This is a genomic window from Collinsella aerofaciens (genome assembly GCF_015557435.1).
Lineage (GTDB): Bacteria > Actinomycetota > Coriobacteriia > Coriobacteriales > Coriobacteriaceae > Collinsella > Collinsella aerofaciens_Z.
On the sequence record NZ_JADNOH010000007.1, the window covers coordinates 1 to 18295 of the forward strand.

Here is an 18295-nt window from a genome sequence, read left to right on the forward strand (position 1 = left end):
GCCCGTGGGTTATACCCTAAGAGCAAACCACCCTTTTTAAGGGTGGTTCTGATTGTTCGGCATCCAAAGCGAAGAGACTGTCCCCTTGCCGTGTCCCGTTCGTTTTTGCCCGGTTCGTTACATTCCTCACTGGTGTCGGTAGAAAATGGGAATAGAGTAGGACAAACGCGTCGAATACGAACGGCGGGGGAGAGCGGGCGAGGGCGCCCGCGCGGGAGAGGTTGCCGTCCATGCTGGAGCTCAAAGATATTTGCAAAAGGTACGTCACGCAGTCGTTTACGCAGGTGGCGCTCGACAGCGTGAGCCTTGCCTTTCGCGATAATGAGTTCGTGGCCATTCTGGGCCCTTCGGGCTCGGGCAAAACTACGATGCTCAACGTCATCGGCGGGCTGGATCATTTTGACTCGGGCGATCTGCTCATCGACGGTATTTCGACCAAGGACTTCCGCGACCGCGATTGGGATGCCTACCGCAACAACCGCATCGGTTTTGTGTTCCAGAGCTATAACCTTATTCCGCATCAGACCATCTTGGAAAACGTGGAGTTGGCGCTCACGCTTACGGGCGTGGGACATGGCGAGCGCCGACAGCGTGCGCGCGAGGCGCTTGAGGCAGTCGGTCTGGGCGAGCATGTGAACAAGCGCCCGAGCCAGCTTTCGGGCGGACAGATGCAGCGCGTGGCCATTGCCCGTGCCCTGATTAACGACCCCGAGATCGTGTTGGCGGACGAGCCGACCGGCGCCCTGGACTCGACGACGTCCGTGCAGGTCATGGACTTGCTCAAGGAGGTTGCGCGCGACCGTTTGGTCATCATGGTTACGCACAATCCCGAGTTGGCGTACCAGTACGCTACGCGTATCGTCAACCTGGCGGACGGTAAGATCACCGACGATTCCGACCCCTTTGATGTTGCAGAAGCCGCGCGTCGTGAGGCCAAGCCCACGCGTAAAACCTCGATGAGCTTTGTAACGGCGCTGGGCCTTTCTGCCCGAAACCTTATGACCAAGAAGGGCCGTACGGCTATGACGGCCTTTGCGGGCTCGATTGGCATTATCGGCATCGCGGCGATTTTGGCGCTCTCCAACGGCGTGAACAACTACATCAAAAAGGTCGAGGAGGATACGCTCTCGAGCTATCCGCTTACCATCTCCAAGCAGGATTATGACCTGTCGCCTATGATGGGCGGACAGGGGGCCGCGGATGACGATGCGTCCAAAAACGAGGGTTCGTCAGACGGTGGCTCCGACGGCAAGGCTCAAGGAACCGATAAGATTCCCGTGGTCACGGCCGTAAAGGATATGTTTGCGAGCGTTAAGTCCAACGATATGACGAGCTTCAAGGCATGGCTCGATGACGGGGGCGACGGCATCGACAAAGAGGTCAACGCTATTCAGTACGGCTATGGCGTAACGCCGGTTGTCTATCGCGCGGGCAAGGGCGATGAGAAGCCCGTGCGTCTGGTGCCCAATGCCATGACCGAGGCCATGAGCGGCGGCGCGAGCTCGGCGGCAACGGTGAGCGTGGAGTCCATGGGAACCTCGGTCTTCAACGAAATGATTGACGACCAGAGCCTGCTCGACAGTCAGTACGATGTCGTTGCCGGTCATTGGCCCACGTCCGCCAACGAGGCCGTGATGGTGCTTTCGAGCCGTGGCACGGTGGGCGACTATACGCTCTACAGCATCGGTGCGCTGGATATCGATGAGCTCAACGACCTGGTTAACAGTGCCATGACGGCCGACGGCAAGGTCAAGACGCCCAAGACCGGCAGCGACTTTACCTACGACGATGCACTGTCCACGACGTTTAAGGTGCTGTCGCCGGCCGATGCCTATCGCAAAAACGAAGAGACCGGCATGTGGACTGACATGTCTGGTGATGCCGACTTTATGGCGGCCAAGGTTGCCGAGGGTATCGACGTGCGCATTGTGGGCGTGGTGCGACCCAACGAAACGGCCAACGCGAGCGCATTGTCCCCGGGCATTGCCTACACGCATGCGCTGACTCGCCAGCTTATGGAACGCGCCGCCGATTCGCAGATTGTGCAGGAGCAGCTTGCCCGCCCCGAGACAGATGTTTTTACGGGCAAAACCTTTGACGAGCTGCAGGGTGAGGCCAAGCAAGGCGTGGATTTGAGCAGCATGTTCAGTGTGGACGAAGCGGCGCTGAAGAGTGCGTTCTCGTTCGATACGTCGGCGCTCTCGGGTGCGGCCGGCGGTATAGACCTTTCTGGTATCGACTTGTCCGGGCTGGACCTTGACCTTTCGGGCGTTGGGAAGGGCATTGACTTCACCGACATCATGGCCAAAGCGCCGGCCCCGGATTTCTCGGGCATCTTTGATGGCCTGGAACTCACGCCCGAGCAAATGCAGCAGGTGGGAGCGCTTGTCAACCAGCTGTTTGAGGGCTTTTTGCAGTCTGATCAGTTTAGGGCACTGTCACCCGAAGATCTTAAGGACGCGTCAAAGCTCGCTGCCGCATTCTCGGCGTATCTTGAGAATGATGACGCGGCCCAGCAAATCCTGGCCCAGCTCAAAGCGCTCGGCGGCGATGCCCTGGCCGAGCGCCTGCAACAGGCGATGACCGACTATGTGCAAAAGCAGCTGGCTCCGTATCTGCAGCAGGCTATGGATCAGGTGACAAAGGCAATCAGAGAGCAGATTGAGGCGACGGTATCAACTCAGCTCAAGGCGGGCGCGGCGGGGCTCATGGGCCAGATGGCGACGCAGATGTCTTCGAGTTTTGCCAACCTGGCGAGCGCCATGCGCGTGGATGCGAATGCCTTTGCTCGCGCCATCCACTTCAACATGGACGCCGAGGACCTGAGTTCGCTCATGATGAGCTATGCCAAGGCGTCAAAGCTCACCTACGACAACAATCTGACCACGTTGGGCTATGCGGACGAGGCGGACCCCATCTCGGTCAAGATTTTCCCGCGCGACTTTGAGGCCAAGGAGCGTGTGCTCGATCACATCGATGCGTACAACAAGCAGGTCAAAGCTGCTGGCCACGATGAGCAGGCAATCTCGTACACCGACTACATGGGCATCATCATGGGCTCGGTGACCGACATCGTGAACACCATCAGCTTGGTGCTCATCGCATTCGTGAGCATCAGCCTGGTGGTGAGCTCCATCATGATTGGCATCATCACCTACATCAGCGTGCTGGAGCGCAAAAAGGAGATTGGTATCCTGCGCGCGATCGGCGCGTCCAAGCGCAACGTGGCCAACGTGTTCAACGCCGAGACCTTTATCGAAGGCCTCATTGCCGGCGTCTTTGCCATTGTCGTCGTAGCGGCCGTGAGCTTTCCGGTTAATGCCTGGGCGCTTGCTGCCAAGCAGGTTCCTAACCTGATGAGTCTGCCCGTGCAGGATGCGCTGACGCTCATTGCGATTTCGGTGCTGCTGACGGTCGTTGCCGGCCTGCTGCCGGCCCGCAGCGCATCCAAGAAAGACCCCGTGGAAGCCCTGCGCTCCGAATAATGTGACAAAGGGACTGTCCCTTTGTCACGTTGGATGAAAAGGCGCGGGAAGGGGGTGGCCCCTCCCGCGCCTTCTAGTTTGTTTTGCCCATCAGCGTGATACGGATGCTTGGATGGGTGTACTCGTCAAACTCGTCCTCGGGATCCGTATCAAACGAGTAATACGTTTTGACTGGCTCGTCACTCGTCCTGATAGAGATTCTCTCGTAGAGCGAGCCGTTCAAAAATGCCTGTCTAAACTTTTCGGGGAGCTTATGCGGTGCCAGGAGCTCGGGGCTCACCGTCTTGACGTTTACGGCTTGAACGGCAGAGAACAGCTCGTCCAGGTCGCGCTCGATGCGGGCGAGGTTGTCCTCAAGGCTCGCACTGGGGTCGACCTCTGCCGCGTAACTCACTTCCTTGAGTGTCCCCTTGTTGTCAAAGTCCAGGTAGGTATAGGCCTTTTGGGTATCGGAGTCGCCTTCGTGCAGATGGCCGCGGACGTGATAGCCGTAATCTTGATATCGCTCGTAGGGGTCATCGGCAGACACGTACTCGCATGCGGGCTCTAACGCCTTGCGGGCGATGGCGATCTGCTCGGCCGCGGCCGCGGCGTTCTCCTGCATCTCGATGTTTCCCTGCGCCAGCTGCGGGATATAGGCGCCGCACACGATTGCGAGGGGCAGCGCCACAAGCGCGACGATCCACTTTTTTGCACGGGGGACAGGCACGCCACAGGCCTCTGCCATGGCCTTTGCGTTGGCAAAGCTCTCGGCAAGCACGTCTGCCGCGGTGGCGACGGCTCCTACGGCAGCGGCGACCTCTGCCGCGCCGCCCAGGTTGCGTGCGGTCTCGTTGTCGCTGTTCTTGAGCAGGCGCGCGGCGGCCTGCGTGCCAACGACGCCCGCAATCTGTGCCGAGCGATCTTTTTCGCTCTGCTCGACGGCAAGTCGGTGCTGCATTTCTCGCCACTGCTTACCGCGCATGCCAAAGCGCGGCGCGAGAGTGCAGTAGCAGAATATGATGAGCTCGACGACGGCGAGTGCCAGGGCGGCCATCATGCCCGTGTCTTGGAATCCTTCATGATGGAAGACGATGTCGTCGATCATCTCGAAAGGAATGATCAATAAGGGCAGCACGAATGCCATGGCAAGCGCTGCACCAGCAACCTTGGGGCAGATGCAGTATCGCTGGATACGTTTGCGTTCTTGTTCGGAAAGTGTTGCCATAGCTGATCCTTGATGTCGTGGCGGTCGTTGCGGCGCGCGGGATGCGTCAGTCTGGGCTAGCGTTGGATAAGAGCATAGAGCAAGATACTCACCGCAATGAGCAGAAGGCCGATGTCCCCAACCAAGATGAGCGCGAGCAAGGATATCTGCGACGTGGTCACGGCGTTTTTGAGCGGCAACCGGAGCGTAGACCTGCTCTGCAGCTCCTTCACTGTTTACCCTGCATCCCAAGTGCGGCGCAAGTGAGCAATAGCAAAACTTTGTCACGCGTAAAAGCAAGGAAGTCGCAAGGTCTGGGGCGGGGATGCTGGCATACGCCTCGGATACAATCGAAGCCATGCTAGAAAGAGGCTTCGATGATTAAAAAATCGTTCTTTAATCCGTTTTCGTCGCTGCTGCTTGCGCTTGCCGGCTTGGCCTTTTTGGTTGACGTCGTACCGCAGGCGCAAGGCCAGACGGGCGTGTTTGCACCTGCCGTGCTGTTTTTGATGTGGCTGGTTGGCGGCCTGGTGCGCCTGTTCTACGAAAACGAAGCCAAGCGCAGCTTCGACCGGCACATGTTCAAGGCGAACCATGCGGCCGTTTGGAAACGTGTCGACGCTTGCTGGATCCAAGTCGATGCTGACCGGCTTGTGCCCGGCGATGTGATTCGCCTGTATGCCGGCATGCTCTGCCCGGTCGATGCGGTTCTTGCCAAGGGCGACCACATCCTTGTCTCCGAATCGTCGCTTACGGGCGAGAGCGGTCAGACCACCAAGCGAGAAGGGGAGGCCGTCCGTGCTGGAACGACCATCGTCGACGGAAAGGCTTCGGCAACCGTTCTCGCTCGCGTTGCCGAGGAGCCGCCCACATCGCCGCAGCGCGCTCGGCTAGGCACGCAGTTTGGCGTTGGTGCAAGGAGCATCTGTGCCGCCCTGGCAAGGTGCATGCTCATCGTGCTGCCGTTTGTCATTATGATTCGAGGTTTTGTGCTGGGCGACTGGGCGCAGGCCCTGCTGTTTGCCCTGGGCACGGCCGTTGGCCTGGTCCCCGAGATGCTGCCGGTCGTCACGAGCGTGTGCCTTTCGGGCAGCGCGCATCGCCTTAAGAACAAACAGGTCATCGTTAAAAACGTTGACGCCATGGAATCGCTGGGTTCCATGGACGTGGTGTGCGTGGACAAGACGGGCACACTCACCGAGGACACCGCGGTGCTCGAGTACTATACCGATATCCTGGGCAACGAAAGCGAGCAAACGCTCAGCCTGGCGTATTTGGAGAGTAAGAGCCAGGGGGCGGCCGCCAACCAGCTCAACCGGGCCATTGCCGACGCGTGCGCCGCGCCCGAGTTGCGTCTCGCCGCCAAAGACCTCGCAGGCGCATTTACCCTGCACGCATCTGATCCTTTCGACCACGTCACCAAGGCTTCGGGCGTTAAGCTCGATGCCACGCCTGGGGCGCTTGGTTGCCTGGGGCTGCAGGCTCGTCCTGGCAATCACTTGACCATCGTAAAGGGCGAGGTCGAGAGTGTTTGCGCTCGTTGTGCCTGGGCCAACTTTAAAGGGGAACTCGTCCCCATGGACGCCGCGGGCCGCCAGAGCGCCTATGAGGTTGCGGAGGACATGCGTGCCGACGGCATCAAGGTCCTCGCCGTTGCCTACAGCACAACGTCTTCGGACTGGGGTGACCTGGTGCTCTGCGGCTTTTTGGGCTTTTTCGATCGACCCAAGGCAAGCGCTCGCGCCGCCGTGCGCGCGCTGTCCGACCTTTCCGTTGAGGTGCGCGTGCTTACCGGTGACTCGGCTTCGGTTGCCCGGTCAACCTGTTCGCGCCTGGGCATTCCTGCCGATAGCGTTATCACTGGCAGCATGCTCGATGCCATGGAGGAGTCCGAGGCGCTTGTTCGCGTGGGGCGTACTCGTGTGTTTGCCGAGCTCACGCCCGCGCAAAAGGCTCATGTTGTCAGTCTCATTCGACTCTCTGGCCATACGGTCGGCTATATCGGCGATGGTGTGAACGACGTGCCGGCGCTTTCGTCGGCAGATGTCGGCATCGTTGTGGACTCGGCGGCGGCCGAATCCAAGAAGGTTGCCGACCTGGTGCTGCTCGAGCGTGACCTGGGTGTGGTTGCCGAGGGCGTCAGCGAAGGCAGGGCCTCGTTTGCCAACGCCTCCAAGTACATTCGTATCGCATCAAGTTCCAACTTTGGCAACATCTGCTCGGTTGCCGCTTCGAGCATTTTCCTGCCGTTTTTGCCGGCGACCGCCGCTCAGCTGCTCCTGCTCAATCTGTGCTACGACGCTACGTGCCTCGCACTTTCGTGGGACAACGTCGATGACGTGGAAATCGCTCGCCCCAAGGCGTGGTCGGGCAAGGGCCTCGGCAGCTTTATGCTGCATTTTGGCTTTGCAAGCTCGGCATTCGATATCATCACGTTTGCCATTTTGCTTTTGGGCGTATGCCCCGCCGTGTGTGGGGCGCCCTTTGCCGCGCTGGATGCCGCGGGGCAGGTGACATTTATCGCGACCTTCCAGGCCGGCTGGCTGTTGGAATGCGCGTGGACCGAATCACTCGTGCTCTTGATTTTGCGAACGAGAAACGTCCGTAATGGGGACCGTCCTTGCCGTCCGCTCGTGATGATGGTTGTCGCGATGCTGGCTGCCTCGGCGCTCCTTGCGCTTACCCCTGCGGCGCAGCTGTTGGGGCTTGCCGCGCTGCCTGTATGGTATTTGGGTATCGTGGCGTTGCTGAGCGTGCTGTATCTTGTTGTTGTTTCGACGATCAAGCGGGTCTACCTGCCCGCTCGGCCAGTCTGTTCTAGGGCGGTTCTATGCGTACCAACAGAACCAACATAGCGATTACGCCGGCAGAGGCCGCCGAGCTCAGCAGCGCGCTGCTCTCGTCCGGCAGTGCCGTCGCCCTCGAACTTGCCCCCGTATTTGCCGATATCGCCTCGGGTAGGCTGACGGCTATCGAGCTGGCGATTGCCGGCTCGCAAACGAGCGCTGCCGCTGGGCCCATCATTATAGGTGAGCTTTCGATCGACCTGGCTTCGCGTGCTGTTAAGGTGTCGGGCGCGTCCGTCTCGCTTACGCCCAAGGAGTTCGACATCCTGGCCTTTTTGGCGAGCAACCGGGGCACGGTCTTTAGCAAAGAGGAAATCTACCGGGCGGTGTGGCAAGACGAGTATCTGCTCGACGACAGCAACATCATGGCCTTTGTCCGCAAGATTCGAAAAAAGATTGAGCCCGAGCCCGACAACCCCCGTTACCTGCTCACTGTTTGGGGCGTGGGCTACAAGATGGCCGAGTGACGCTCTGGGTTTTCGCTCCCATCGACCCAAATGATTACTCTGACAATCCTTGCCAAATCGCAAGAAAGCCGCAAGAAACCAGCCATGGGCTCGGTCTTGCGGCTTTTCTATTCTAAAGACAGTCGCAGACACGAAGGAGAGGTGAGGACCGTGAGCGGCAGTGACAGTACCGGCAACGCAGGGCGATGTCTGTCGGCGCGGGTCCACCTTGATGGAAGGCGCCGCAGCTAAGTAGCTCTGCATCCGATCGATAGAACGGAGCAAGGCAATTGAAGAAGCTGACTATGCGCCATACGCCGTCTGTGGTTCAGGCGCAAAACGAACTGATCAGGCATCGTGCGGAGGGTCGCATCCAGCATGCGGCGACCATCCCGTTGACCGAGGCCATGTCCTGGGTGGATTCGAACCTGGGCGGCCTTAATCGCGATGAGGTCGCGCACAGCGAGGCGGACAACGGCCGCAACGTGGTCACGCGCGGCAAGAAGAAGTCGCTGGCACGCAAGCTTGCAGATGCGTTCATCAATCCCTTTACGGCGATCCTGTTTTTCCTGGCCATCATTTCGGCGACAACCGATATGGTGTTCCCGGCGCTGTCGATGATGGGCAGCACGCCGGAGGATTTCGACCCGCTGACGGTAATTATCATCACCACGATGGTGGTGCTCTCGGGCACGCTGCGCTACATCCAAGAGGCCCGCAGCGGCAACGCGGCCGAAAAGCTGCTCGATATGATCACGACTACCGTGACGGTTACGCGTAAAGGTGCCCCTAGGACCGAGATTCCCATCGACGACGTGGTGGTCGGAGATATCGTGCACCTGTCTGCCGGCGACATGATCCCCGCCGACGTGAGGATCATCGAGGCCAAGGACCTCTTTGTGAGTCAGGCCAGCCTGACGGGCGAGAGTGAGCCGGTCGAGAAGGTGCCTGCGACCTGCACCGAGTCCGATTCGGCGACGTCGTTCGAGAACATCGCCCTCATGGGCAGCAGCGTAATCTCGGGCAGTGCGACGGCACTCGTCTTTAGCGTGGGCGAGCAGACCCTGTTCGGCTCCATGGCGTCGAGCCTGTCCGAGGATGCCGTAGAGACGAGCTTTTCCAAGGGTGTCAACGACGTCTCGTGGGTGCTCATTCGCTTTATGATGGTGATGGTTCCGTTTGTCTTTCTGATCAACGGTGTCACCAAGGGCGACTGGCTTAATGCTGGCCTGTTTGCCATCAGCATCGCCGTGGGCCTGACACCCGAGATGCTGCCCATGATCGTTACCACGTGCCTTGCCAAGGGCGCCGTGGCCATGAGCAAAAAGCAGACCATCGTTAAGAACCTCAACTCGATTCAAAACTTTGGCGCGATGGACGTGCTGTGCACGGACAAGACTGGCACGCTGACGCAGGACCAGGTGGTGCTGGAGTATCACTGGAACATCGATGGCCAGGAGGATTCGCGCGTTCTGCGCCATGCCTACCTCAACAGCTATTTCCAGACGGGCTACAAGAATCTGATGGATCTGGCGATCATCAAATGCACCGAGGAAGAGGAGCAAAACGACCCGAGTCTCACCGACCTTTCCGAGGCATATGAGAAGGTCGACGAGGTGCCGTTCGACTTTGCGCGTCGTCGCCTTACGACCGTGGTGCGCAACCGCAGCGGCAAGACGCAAATGGTCACCAAGGGCGCCGTCGAGGAGATGCTTTCGGTGTGCTCGCATGCCGAGATCGACGGTGCGGTGCGGGAACTGGACGATGAAGTGCGCGAGCGCATTTTGGCGACGGTTGCTGATCTTAACGACGATGGCTTCCGCGTGCTGGCGATTGCTCAAAAGTCTAATCCTTCGCCTGCTGGTGCCTTTAGCGCCGAAGACGAGCGAGACATGGTACTGATCGGTTACCTGGCATTTTTGGATCCGCCTAAAGAGTCGACGGCCGATGCCATCGAGGCGCTGCGCAATCACGGTGTCGCCACCAAGATCCTGACCGGCGATAACGAGAAGGTTACGCGCACCATCTGTAAGCAGGTGGGACTCGAGGTCGACAACATGCTGCTCGGCAGCGATATTGCCGCCATGGACGACACCGAGCTTGCTCGCCGTGCCGAGGACGTGCAGGTGTTCGCCAAGCTCACGCCCGATCAAAAGGCGCGTGTCGTCTCTGTTTTGCGCGACAACGGGCATGTTGTGGGCTACATGGGCGACGGCATCAACGACGCCTCGGCCATGAAGTCGTCCGACATCGGCATCTCGGTCGATACTGCCGTCGACGTGGCAAAGGAGTCGGCCGACATTATCTTGCTCGAGAAGGACCTGATGGTGCTCGAGGAGGGCATCATCGAGGGGCGTAAGACCTACGCCAACATGATCAAGTACATCAAGATGACCGCAAGCTCCAACTTCGGCAATATGTTCAGCGTGCTTGCCGCATCTGCCCTGCTGCCGTTTTTGCCCATGATGAGCATCCAACTGATCCTGCTCAACCTGATTTATGACTGCAGCTGCCTGGCGATTCCCTGGGATAACGTGGACGAGGAGTTCCTGCGCGTACCGCGTACCTGGGACGCCTCGAGCGTTGGCAGGTTCATGATCTGGATCGGGCCCACCAGCTCCATCTTCGACTTTATGACCTACATCTTTATGTACTTTGTCTTCTGCCCCCTGTTTGTGAGCCACGGCGTACTGTTTAACGACCTGGCGAGCGTCTACTCGGGCGCCGCACTGGAGCAGATGCAGCTGGCCTACATCGCACTGTTCCAGGCCGGCTGGTTCGTTGAGTCCATGTGGAGCCAGACGCTGGTCATCCACATGATCCGCACGCCCAAGCTGCCGTTTATCCAGAGCCGTGCCTCGGCGCCGGTGATGCTGCTCACGATGACGGGCATTGCGCTGCTCACGTTGATCCCGTTTAGCCCACTTGGACCCGTATTGGGGCTGGGCGCACTGCCCGTCGAGTACTTCTTGTTCCTGATTCCGTGCATCCTGCTGTACATGGCGTTGGCGACGAGCCTCAAGAAGGCCTACGTCAAGCGCTATGGCGAGCTGCTGTAGCAGGGTATTGACGCTGAAAGGAGCGTTCGCATGAACTGGACGCAGATTTGGATTGACCTGTTTGGTGCTACGGAGTGGCTGGGCCTCAACATGGGCTTTTGGGTGGCCAACGGCGTGGTACTGGTAGTCGTTGTGATCATGAACGTCGTCTTTTGGAACATGAAACCGCTGCCGAGGGATGAATAACGAGCGAGGGGGCCGCCCACCGGGCGGCCCCCTCGCTGTTTATAGGCACCAGTAAATCGAAGGTGAATACTTTTCCCGAGAAGTGAACGACCTAATTTGGACTCCGGTAGCATCCGCATTTTTCGATGCCAAAACCGCAGGATTTGAGCGACAAAACCGCAGGAAATAGCTCTCCAAAAGTGTCGATGCTTCGGGGGTCCGATTTCACTCGTTCACTTCTCGGGAAAAGTATTCACCTTCGTTTCGCGGGGTGGCGGTTGGAAGGGTCGCTGGTGCCGGTTTGCCATGTTTTTGGCAGACCGCGGGCTTAGATCTCCAGCGCGCCGTACTGCTCGTCGTCCACGGGCTCGAGCCACTCGTTGCACGTGTCCTCACCGGGGAATCCAAAGGCCAGGTGGCTAAACCAGCTGTTGGCGGTGGCGCCATGCCAGTGCTTGACGTTGGCGGGAATCTCGACGACGTCGCCGGGGTGCAGGCGCTGCGCGGGCTTGCCCTCTTCCTGGTACCAGCCCTCGCCGTCGACGCAGATCAGCACCTGTCCGCCGCCTTTGCTCGCGTGGTGGATGTGCCAGTTGTTGCGGCAGCCCGGTTCAAAGGTGACGTTGTGGATGGGCAGGTAATCGTCCGGGGTGGTCAGCGCATTGAGATAGCTCTGGCCGATAAAAAACGGCGCATAGGCGTCGTTGGGCTCGCCGAGGCCAAAGAACCCGCCGTGGAGTTCGGATGCTGCGCTATTTGCCCCGTCGCCCGCATAGACTTCCTTGGCAAGATTGAACGCAGCCCAGGCTTTGGGCCAGCCGGCATAGAAGGCCACGTGCGTGATGGCGCTCGCCATCTCCTTTTGACTCACGCCGTGCTTGCGTGCGTTGGCGATGTGGTAGGCGAGCGAGCTGTCTGTGATGCCCTGCGCCACGAGGGCCACCACGGTGATGAGGCTTCGCGTCTTAAGGTCGAGGTCGGTGTTGTTCCAGTTCTCGCCAAAGAGCACATCGTCGTTAAAATGCGCGAAATCGGGGGCGAACTTGCCCAAGGCATCGCGGCCTGCGGTCTGTTTAATGGTCATGGAGGTTCCTTTCTAACCAGAGATAATCGAGCGGAATTTGGGCGTTACGAGCGGTTACGCGCGACAAATTGCTTGAGTTCGGCATCGCTTGCTCCATTGAGTATCGCGCCCGGGACAATTGTGGCGCCGGGTGTGCTGGCCTCAAGAACCTTTGCGGTTTTGCCCATGCCGCTGCCACCGGAGGTCGCAAAGAGGACAATCTTCTTGCCGGCAAAACTCTGGGATTCCAGGAACGTTTTGATAATCGCCGGTGCAACATACCACCAGATAGGGAAGCCAAGGTAGATGGTGCTGTATTCATCGAGCTCCAAAGGCTTCGAGGCGATGGCGGGGCGGCAGGTGGGGTCGTTGGTCTCAAGCGTGCTGCGGCTGTTCTTATCGTTCCAGTTGAGATCGGCGGCTGTGTAGGGCTTGGCGGGCTCAATCTCAAATAGGTCAGCGCCGGCTGTTTTCGCAAGGCGCTCGGCGACGCTTTTTGTCACACCGCTGGCACTGAAATAGGCTACAAGGGTCTTTGACATGGTTGCTCCTTTATTTGATGGGTTTCTTGCAGCGTATAGATGAGGTAGTCGAGGGTTTCGAGTCTTTTTTGTTCGGCGTGGACACGTTCGAGCAGCTCGCGGCGGTACGTCTTGAGGCGACAGATGCGGGCGCACGCGCTTGGCAGCCCCGAGAGCTCGTCGATAAACGCATCGCAGCACCCGGCGTCGCGCAGGTTCGTGATAGTCTTTTCGTCCATTGTGCGGCTTGGCGTCCTCCTTGTTCTTGAGGGGATGACTATAGCGTACGTTGATGCGCCGACGATGTATATTGCTTATATCGACTAGCTGGATATACGAGAATTGAATGGCTAGTCGGAGGACGGATCTGGCAGGATTGGGGGCACCGTGGAGCTGCGAACGCTGCGTTACTTTTTGGCGGTGGCGCGCGAGGAAAACATGACCGAGGCGGCAAACGTGCTGCATGTGACACAGCCCACGCTGTCGCGCCAGATCGCCGACTTGGAGCGCGAGCTGGGCGTCGAGCTGTTTGAGCGCACCAATCGGTCATGTGTGCTTACGAGCGACGGGATGCGCCTGCGCCAACGTGCCGAGGAGATCGTCTCGCTGGTGGAACAGACCGAGTCGGAGCTGGCGGATTGGGAGCTTGGCATTGCGGGCAATATCCGCATTGGCGCTGGCGAGACCCAGTCGATGCGGCTGGTGCTCGACACTTTTGCGGAGCTGCGTCGAGACCATCCCGGCGTGACGGTTGAGCTTTACACTGGCAATGCCGACGCGGTGGAGGAGCGCCTGGAGCGCGGTCTGCTCGACTTTGCCCTGCTGTTGGAGCCCGTTAACGTCGAGAAATACGAGTGGATCCGTATGTCCGAGGTGGATCGAGCCGGCGTGGTCGTTGCGGTGAGCGGCCCCTGGGGCGACTTGGACGTGCTGACGCCTGCGGATGTTGCGCAGATGCCGTTGCTGCTGAGTTCGCGCACGTCGAATCGAGCGCTGGATTTAGCGGCGTGGTCTAGTGGTGCCCTTACTATCGATGATCTCAACGTTGTGGGACATTTCGACTTGATCGGCAACGCATCGCATTTGGTGCGCTCGGGTGCTGCGTGCGCTGTTGGCATTGGTAGCCTGCTGCAGGTGGATGAAAGCAGCGACCTGCGATTTATCCCATTTGAGCCGCCGCTTGCCATCGCGTCGTACCTGGTGTGGAAAAAATATCGCCTGCGCTCTCGCGCCTGCGAAGAGTTCCTGAACCGTTTGAATGGAGCGTGACAAAGGGCAGCTCCCTTGGTCACGTTCGTTGATATGAGAGAAGAGTAGATGATCCTATCGCTGGCCCCCATGGAGGGGATTACCGGGCATGTGTTCCGTCGCGTGCATGCGGAGTGCTTTGACGCGCTTGACTGCTACTACACGCCGTTTTTGCCGCCGCCGCGGGTGGGTAATCGCTTTGGTGGCAAGGCGTTTAAGGAGGTCGATCCGGCCAACAACCAGGGACTCAATGTCGTCCCTCAGCTTATGTCCAAGAATGCGGACGAGTTTGTGTGGGCGGCGCAGGTGCTCGCCGACATGGGCTATCGCGAGGTCAACCTCAATCTTGGCTGCCCTTCTGGGACGGTTGTTGCCAAGGGCAAGGGCTCGGGTTTCTTGCGTAACTTGGATGAGCTCGAGGTGTTCTTGAGCGATGTGTGCGAACGCTCGCCATTGCCGGTGTCCGTTAAGACCAGGCTGGGGCTCGAGGACGACGCGGAATACGAGCGCGTGCTCGACCTTTACTGCCGCATGCCACTGGCCGAGCTAATCGTGCATCCGAGAGTGCAAAAGGATCGTTACACGGGATCGCCGCGCAAAGAGTTTTATGGCGAGACGCTCGCGCGTGCGCCGTTCCCGGTGGCCTATAACGGCGACATCTTTGATCTTGAGGACATGGACGCGCTGGTGGAGGCCTATCCCGGCACGCGCCATGTGATGTTGGGGCGTGGCTTGCTCGCGAACCCTGCGCTGGCCCGCATGGTCAAGGGCGGCCCTGCAGCCACGACCGCCGAGCTCCAGCGCTTCCACGATACGCTGTTCGCGGCCTATGCAGAGGAGATTGGCGGCAACGCGGTCTTTCGTATGAAGGAGTGGTGGTTCTACGCCAAGTGTGCCTTCGCCGATCCCGCCACCGTCCACAAGCTTGTGCGCAAGACCAAAAAGGTCGACGAATACCGCGCCGTCGTCGACCGCGTCTTCCGCGAGCAACCGCTCGCGCCCACAGCCCGCTTCCACGGTTAACCAGTCATCGGGGACGTTCTTTAACGACTAGTCATTTAAGAACGTCCCCGATGACTACCCAAAAGTTGTACGTCAGCATCCAAAGATGTCGAAAAATGTCGTTTTTGGATGCTGACGTACATGTTTAAAGGCGGTATCGCCTCTGCTATCTGACGGCTTGAACGGCGAGTGCCTCTATTACGCGCTCGGCGCCGGCGTCGATCAGAATGCTGCGATTGGCGATTTCTGCCGGAGCGACTGCCTCGCCAAGGTTGACGCACGCGTAGGTGGCGTGCTCGTTTTTGGCCGTCATCTGCCAAAACGGGTACTTGATGATGACGGGCGTGTTGCCGCCTACGCCAAGCTCCAAGAACAGAACGCGCATATTGCTGTGGCGGCGCAGGAAATCCTGGTAGCGATCGGCGGCAGCGTACCAACCCTTGTCCTGGACAAACGTATCGTCGGCGCGCAGATTCATCGTAAGCGGGGCTCCACAGTGGGGGCAATGGGGCACAAGCGCGGACGGAATGCGCAGGTCCTGCTGGGCGGCAACCATATGGCGTACGAGTTCTTCGTTGTCCCAGGTCTCCTGACAGCAGGGCTTGCTGCACTGGAACAGGCCGTAGTCTCCCTGCGTGTAAAAGAGCCGCTGCTTGTCAAAGCCGGCGCGCTGGAAGCAATGGTCCACATTCGTAGTCAGCACAAAGTAGTCGCGCCCGCGCACTATGTCCAAGAGTTGTTCGTAGAGCGGCGTCGGTACGGGGTCGTATCGGTTGCACATAATGTAGCGGCTCCAAAACGCCCAGTACTCCTCGAGTGAATCATAGGGATAGAAGCCGCCAGAATACATGTCGGCAAAGCCATAGCGTGCGGCAAAGTCACCAAAGAGCTTCTCGAAACGCTCACCCGAATAGGCGTATCCGGCGGCGGTCGAGAGTCCTGCTCCGGCACCGATTACCACGGCGTCAGATGCATCGAGTGCGGCTCGGAGCTTATCGATCTGTTTGGAGAAGGCTGCGGTAGATTGCCTCGTCAGACGCGAGAAAAACATTGAAGATCACCTTAAGGTTGGGGTCGTTATGGTCTAGATGATGACGAACGGCATCGATGGCCACGCGCGCGGCGGCATCTTGCGGATAGCCAAACACGCCAGTAGAGATGCAGCAGAATGCGAGGGTGCCGAGTCCTCGACGCGTCGCTTCTTCCAAGCAGCTGGTGTAGCAGCGGCGTAATAGCAATTCCTCACGAGGGCCAGGCTTATGGCTGGGCACGATAGGGCCGACGGTGTGGAAAACGTAGCTGCTGGGCAGGTTGAACGCCGGCGTGACTTTGACGCGTGCGGTTGGCTCCTCGTGCCCCTGGTCGTCCATGAGATTGGCGCACGCCAGGCGTAACTGCATGCCGGCGTAGGTGTGGATGGCGTTGTCGATGCAACGATGCCCCGGCACAAAGCACCCGAGCATCTGGCTGTTGGCGGCATTGACGATGGCGTCGGCCTTAAGCAGCGTAATGTCGCCGCGCCAGATGGCAACGCGATCGCGGTAGGGGAGCGTGCCAGCGTTGGTCGCCCCGCCGCGTTCAAGTAGGCGTTGCTGCAAGTAGGCGTCTTGTATGTCGAGCGTCTCGGCCGTAAGCGCCTCGGGCGGGCGTACGTTCATGAGGGCTCGAAGCAGATTGCGCTGCTCGTTGGCTCCGGCAGGTGCAGCAATGCTGCGCCCGTCTGGCCGCTCGGCAAGCAATACCTTGATGAGCCAAACGCGGCGTTCGGCCTGATTCATGACCTTCCTCCTGTTCAATTGAGCCGGTTTCATTCGACAGTAGTGTGCCGTCTGGCGCGCAACAGTAAAAGAAGGCACAAAAAGGTAAGCGCCGTGGAGCGGTATGCCCCACGGCGCTCAATGTGCAGAAGCCCGCCGCTGTTAGGAGTTTCGCACGAGCTGCTGATAATCGGTGCCCCATTCCACCAGGGAATCGATGATGGGCATAAGGCTGTGGCCCAGCTCGCTAAGCGCATATTCGGTGCGGATGGGCGTCTCGGGGATGACGGTGCGCGTGATGAGGCCCGCGGCATCCATTTCCTTAAGGTTGGACGAAAGTACCTTTTGGCTAATGCCGGGGATAGCGCGATGTAGCGCGTTGAAGCCCATGGGTTGGTTAATGAGCTGCTGAATGATATAGATCTTCCACTTGTTGCCAAAGAGCTGAAAACACGTGGCAACAGGGCAGGGCGGCAGCTCTTCTTTGGTAAGCATAGAGACTCCTCAATCATGTGGACGACTTTCATTATCGCAGCTGCTGTCGCTTGTGGATACTACTTACCTTTTGGTGACTGGCTAATAGATTGGTGCCTTCTTTTGGTCGTTGCGCGCTTTTTGCATGATGCATATAGACGCAAGGAGCGTCAAAAACCGGGTGGCTTCGACCGGCCATCCTCGACCGAAAGGAAATGCCATGTCCGAGAATCTTGAGAACGTCGCCGCTTTCGCCTCCTGCGGTACCACCGATCCTGCGCCCGCTTGCGGCTCCGCCGACCCCAAGGCTGCCCCTGCCTGCGGCACCGCTTGCGGCGCTGCGGACGCTCAGTAAGCAATCGCTAGGAAGGGACTCGTAATGGATGCTCAGACTTGCCTCAAAAAGATGCAGCTTGCCGGGACGCTCTCCCTGGCAACCGTGGACGAGAATTGCGCGCCGCAAATTCGCTGCGTAAGCGCCGTCCATTACGAGCCCCGTGCTATCTACTTTCTCACGGCACGTGGCAAGGAGATGGCCCGTCAGCTTATGGCCGACGGGCGTGTCCAAACGCTCGTCCACACGCGATTTAACGAGATGATTCGCATGTCCGGCGTTGCCGCCCCCGTCTCGGATTCCGAGCAAGTTCACTGGCGCGACGTGATTTACGCCGAGCAGCCGTATCTTGCCAACGTGTATCCCGGTGATACGCGCGAGATCAACATCATCTTTAAGGTCGAGAACATAGTGCTCGACTACTTTAACCTGGGAGTTCATCCCATCGAGCGCGCGGTCTTTACTTTAGACGAGGGCATGGCGCCTGCGCCCGCCAAGGGTTTCCGCATCGATGCTGATGCGTGTATCGGTTGCGGCACCTGCCTTGAGCACTGCCCGCAGAAGTGCATCGAGCCGGGAGACTCATATCGCATAGAGCCCGAGCACTGCCTGCATTGCGGTGCCTGTGTCGAGAATTGCCCCGTCGGCGCCGTTGCGCGCCTGTAGCCCAAATACCGTCATCAGTTTCAACATCGACCAAGGGAGTCCC

The 18295-nt window shown here is 59.1% G+C and carries 16 protein-coding genes; 9 read left to right on the forward strand and 7 right to left on the reverse strand.

Features of this window, described 5'->3' with window-relative positions:
- Positions 1-230 precede the first annotated feature (230 nt).
- On the forward strand, positions 231-3485 hold the full coding sequence (locus tag I2G43_RS00570; RefSeq protein WP_195534675.1) for an ABC transporter ATP-binding protein/permease: 3255 nt from the start codon (positions 231-233) through the stop codon (positions 3483-3485).
- Between the two features lie 73 nt (positions 3486-3558).
- Here I2G43_RS00570 and I2G43_RS00575 read toward each other — a convergent pair whose 3' ends face one another.
- Positions 3559-4692, reverse strand: coding sequence for a hypothetical protein (locus tag I2G43_RS00575; protein ID WP_195534676.1), 1134 nt, complete (start codon positions 4690-4692; stop codon positions 3559-3561).
- 356 nt (positions 4693-5048) lie between these two features.
- On the opposite strand from I2G43_RS00575, the gene I2G43_RS00580 reads away from it, so the two are divergent.
- The 4 genes from I2G43_RS00580 to I2G43_RS00595 all read left to right on the forward strand — a co-directional run bounded on the left by I2G43_RS00580 (position 5049) and on the right by I2G43_RS00595 (position 11208).
- On the forward strand, positions 5049-7526 hold the full coding sequence (locus I2G43_RS00580) for an HAD-IC family P-type ATPase (protein WP_195534677.1): 2478 nt from the start codon (positions 5049-5051) through the stop codon (positions 7524-7526).
- A complete protein-coding gene (locus I2G43_RS00585) occupies positions 7502-7984 on the forward strand; it encodes a winged helix-turn-helix domain-containing protein (RefSeq protein ID WP_195534678.1) in 483 nt (160 codons plus the stop codon). The genes I2G43_RS00580 and I2G43_RS00585 overlap by 25 nt, the downstream gene beginning before the upstream one ends.
- 269 nt (positions 7985-8253) lie before the next feature.
- Positions 8254-11022, forward strand: coding sequence for a magnesium-translocating P-type ATPase (mgtA, locus tag I2G43_RS00590; protein WP_229071402.1), 2769 nt, complete (start codon positions 8254-8256; stop codon positions 11020-11022).
- A 30-nt stretch (positions 11023-11052) separates the two neighbouring features.
- Positions 11053-11208, forward strand: a complete 156-nt coding sequence (locus I2G43_RS00595; protein ID WP_195534679.1) for a hypothetical protein — start codon at positions 11053-11055, stop codon at positions 11206-11208.
- Between the two features lie 307 nt (positions 11209-11515).
- Here the strand turns inward: I2G43_RS00595 and I2G43_RS00600 are convergent, their stop codons facing one another.
- From I2G43_RS00600 to I2G43_RS00610, 3 genes are read right to left on the reverse strand one after another with little or no spacing between them, the layout of a single operon-like run.
- Positions 11516-12271 carry a carboxymuconolactone decarboxylase family protein gene (locus I2G43_RS00600; protein WP_195534680.1) on the reverse strand — a complete coding sequence of 252 codons (756 nt, stop codon included), beginning with the start codon at positions 12269-12271 and terminating at the stop codon, positions 11516-11518.
- Positions 12272-12315: 44 nt separating this feature from the next.
- A complete protein-coding gene (locus I2G43_RS00605) occupies positions 12316-12792 on the reverse strand; it encodes a flavodoxin (RefSeq protein ID WP_195534681.1) in 477 nt (158 codons plus the stop codon).
- Entirely contained in the window at positions 12774-13010 is a 237-nt protein-coding gene (locus tag I2G43_RS00610) for a hypothetical protein (protein ID WP_195534682.1), read from the reverse strand. The genes I2G43_RS00605 and I2G43_RS00610 overlap by 19 nt, the downstream gene beginning before the upstream one ends.
- Before the next feature lie 148 nt (positions 13011-13158).
- On the opposite strand from I2G43_RS00610, the gene I2G43_RS00615 reads away from it, so the two are divergent.
- Together I2G43_RS00615 and I2G43_RS00620 are read left to right on the forward strand one after the other, a co-directional pair.
- Positions 13159-14040, forward strand: coding sequence for a LysR family transcriptional regulator (locus tag I2G43_RS00615; protein ID WP_195534683.1), 882 nt, complete (start codon positions 13159-13161; stop codon positions 14038-14040).
- 48 nt (positions 14041-14088) lie between these two features.
- A complete protein-coding gene (locus I2G43_RS00620; protein WP_195534684.1) occupies positions 14089-15042 on the forward strand; it encodes a tRNA dihydrouridine synthase in 954 nt (317 codons plus the stop codon).
- A 145-nt stretch (positions 15043-15187) separates the two neighbouring features.
- Here I2G43_RS00620 and I2G43_RS00625 read toward each other — a convergent pair whose 3' ends face one another.
- From I2G43_RS00625 to I2G43_RS00635, 3 genes are all read right to left on the reverse strand, one after another.
- Positions 15188-16072 (reverse strand): SIR2 family NAD-dependent protein deacylase, encoded by an 885-nt coding sequence (locus I2G43_RS00625; protein ID WP_195534685.1) that lies wholly within the window; start codon positions 16070-16072, stop codon positions 15188-15190.
- Positions 16014-16799, reverse strand: coding sequence for a protein-ADP-ribose hydrolase (locus I2G43_RS00630; RefSeq protein WP_195534686.1), 786 nt, complete (start codon positions 16797-16799; stop codon positions 16014-16016). Before I2G43_RS00630 ends, I2G43_RS00625 begins: the two co-directional genes overlap by 59 nt.
- 141 nt (positions 16800-16940) lie before the next feature.
- A complete protein-coding gene (locus I2G43_RS00635; RefSeq protein WP_195534687.1) occupies positions 16941-17273 on the reverse strand; it encodes a winged helix-turn-helix transcriptional regulator in 333 nt (110 codons plus the stop codon).
- 199 nt (positions 17274-17472) lie between these two features.
- Here I2G43_RS00635 and I2G43_RS10585 point away from each other — a divergent pair, with 199 nt between their 5' ends.
- Positions 17473-17607 carry a hypothetical protein gene (locus tag I2G43_RS10585; protein ID WP_267473437.1) on the forward strand — a complete coding sequence of 45 codons (135 nt, stop codon included), beginning with the start codon at positions 17473-17475 and terminating at the stop codon, positions 17605-17607.
- A 24-nt stretch (positions 17608-17631) separates the two neighbouring features.
- On the forward strand, positions 17632-18252 hold the full coding sequence (locus I2G43_RS00640) for a 4Fe-4S binding protein (RefSeq protein ID WP_195534688.1): 621 nt from the start codon (positions 17632-17634) through the stop codon (positions 18250-18252).
- Positions 18253-18295: the final 43 nt, after the last annotated feature.

Coding starts and splice junctions, on each gene's coding strand:
- I2G43_RS00625 (WP_195534685.1), bottom strand. CDS start 16,072: ATGTTTTTCTCGCGTCTGACGAGGCAATCTACCGCAGCCTTCTCCAAA.
- I2G43_RS00580 (WP_195534677.1), top strand. CDS start 5,049: ATGATTAAAAAATCGTTCTTTAATCCGTTTTCGTCGCTGCTGCTTGCG.
- I2G43_RS00635 (WP_195534687.1), bottom strand. CDS start 17,273: ATGCTTACCAAAGAAGAGCTGCCGCCCTGCCCTGTTGCCACGTGTTTT.
- I2G43_RS00630 (WP_195534686.1), bottom strand. CDS start 16,799: ATGAATCAGGCCGAACGCCGCGTTTGGCTCATCAAGGTATTGCTTGCC.
- I2G43_RS00620 (WP_195534684.1), top strand. CDS start 14,089: ATGATCCTATCGCTGGCCCCCATGGAGGGGATTACCGGGCATGTGTTC.
- I2G43_RS00610 (WP_195534682.1), bottom strand. CDS start 13,010: ATGGACGAAAAGACTATCACGAACCTGCGCGACGCCGGGTGCTGCGAT.
- I2G43_RS00575 (WP_195534676.1), bottom strand. CDS start 4,692: ATGGCAACACTTTCCGAACAAGAACGCAAACGTATCCAGCGATACTGC.
- I2G43_RS00640 (WP_195534688.1), top strand. CDS start 17,632: ATGGATGCTCAGACTTGCCTCAAAAAGATGCAGCTTGCCGGGACGCTC.
- I2G43_RS00585 (WP_195534678.1), top strand. CDS start 7,502: ATGCGTACCAACAGAACCAACATAGCGATTACGCCGGCAGAGGCCGCC.
- I2G43_RS10585 (WP_267473437.1), top strand. CDS start 17,473: ATGTCCGAGAATCTTGAGAACGTCGCCGCTTTCGCCTCCTGCGGTACC.
- I2G43_RS00595 (WP_195534679.1), top strand. CDS start 11,053: ATGAACTGGACGCAGATTTGGATTGACCTGTTTGGTGCTACGGAGTGG.
- I2G43_RS00570 (WP_195534675.1), top strand. CDS start 231: ATGCTGGAGCTCAAAGATATTTGCAAAAGGTACGTCACGCAGTCGTTT.
- I2G43_RS00600 (WP_195534680.1), bottom strand. CDS start 12,271: ATGACCATTAAACAGACCGCAGGCCGCGATGCCTTGGGCAAGTTCGCC.
- I2G43_RS00605 (WP_195534681.1), bottom strand. CDS start 12,792: ATGTCAAAGACCCTTGTAGCCTATTTCAGTGCCAGCGGTGTGACAAAA.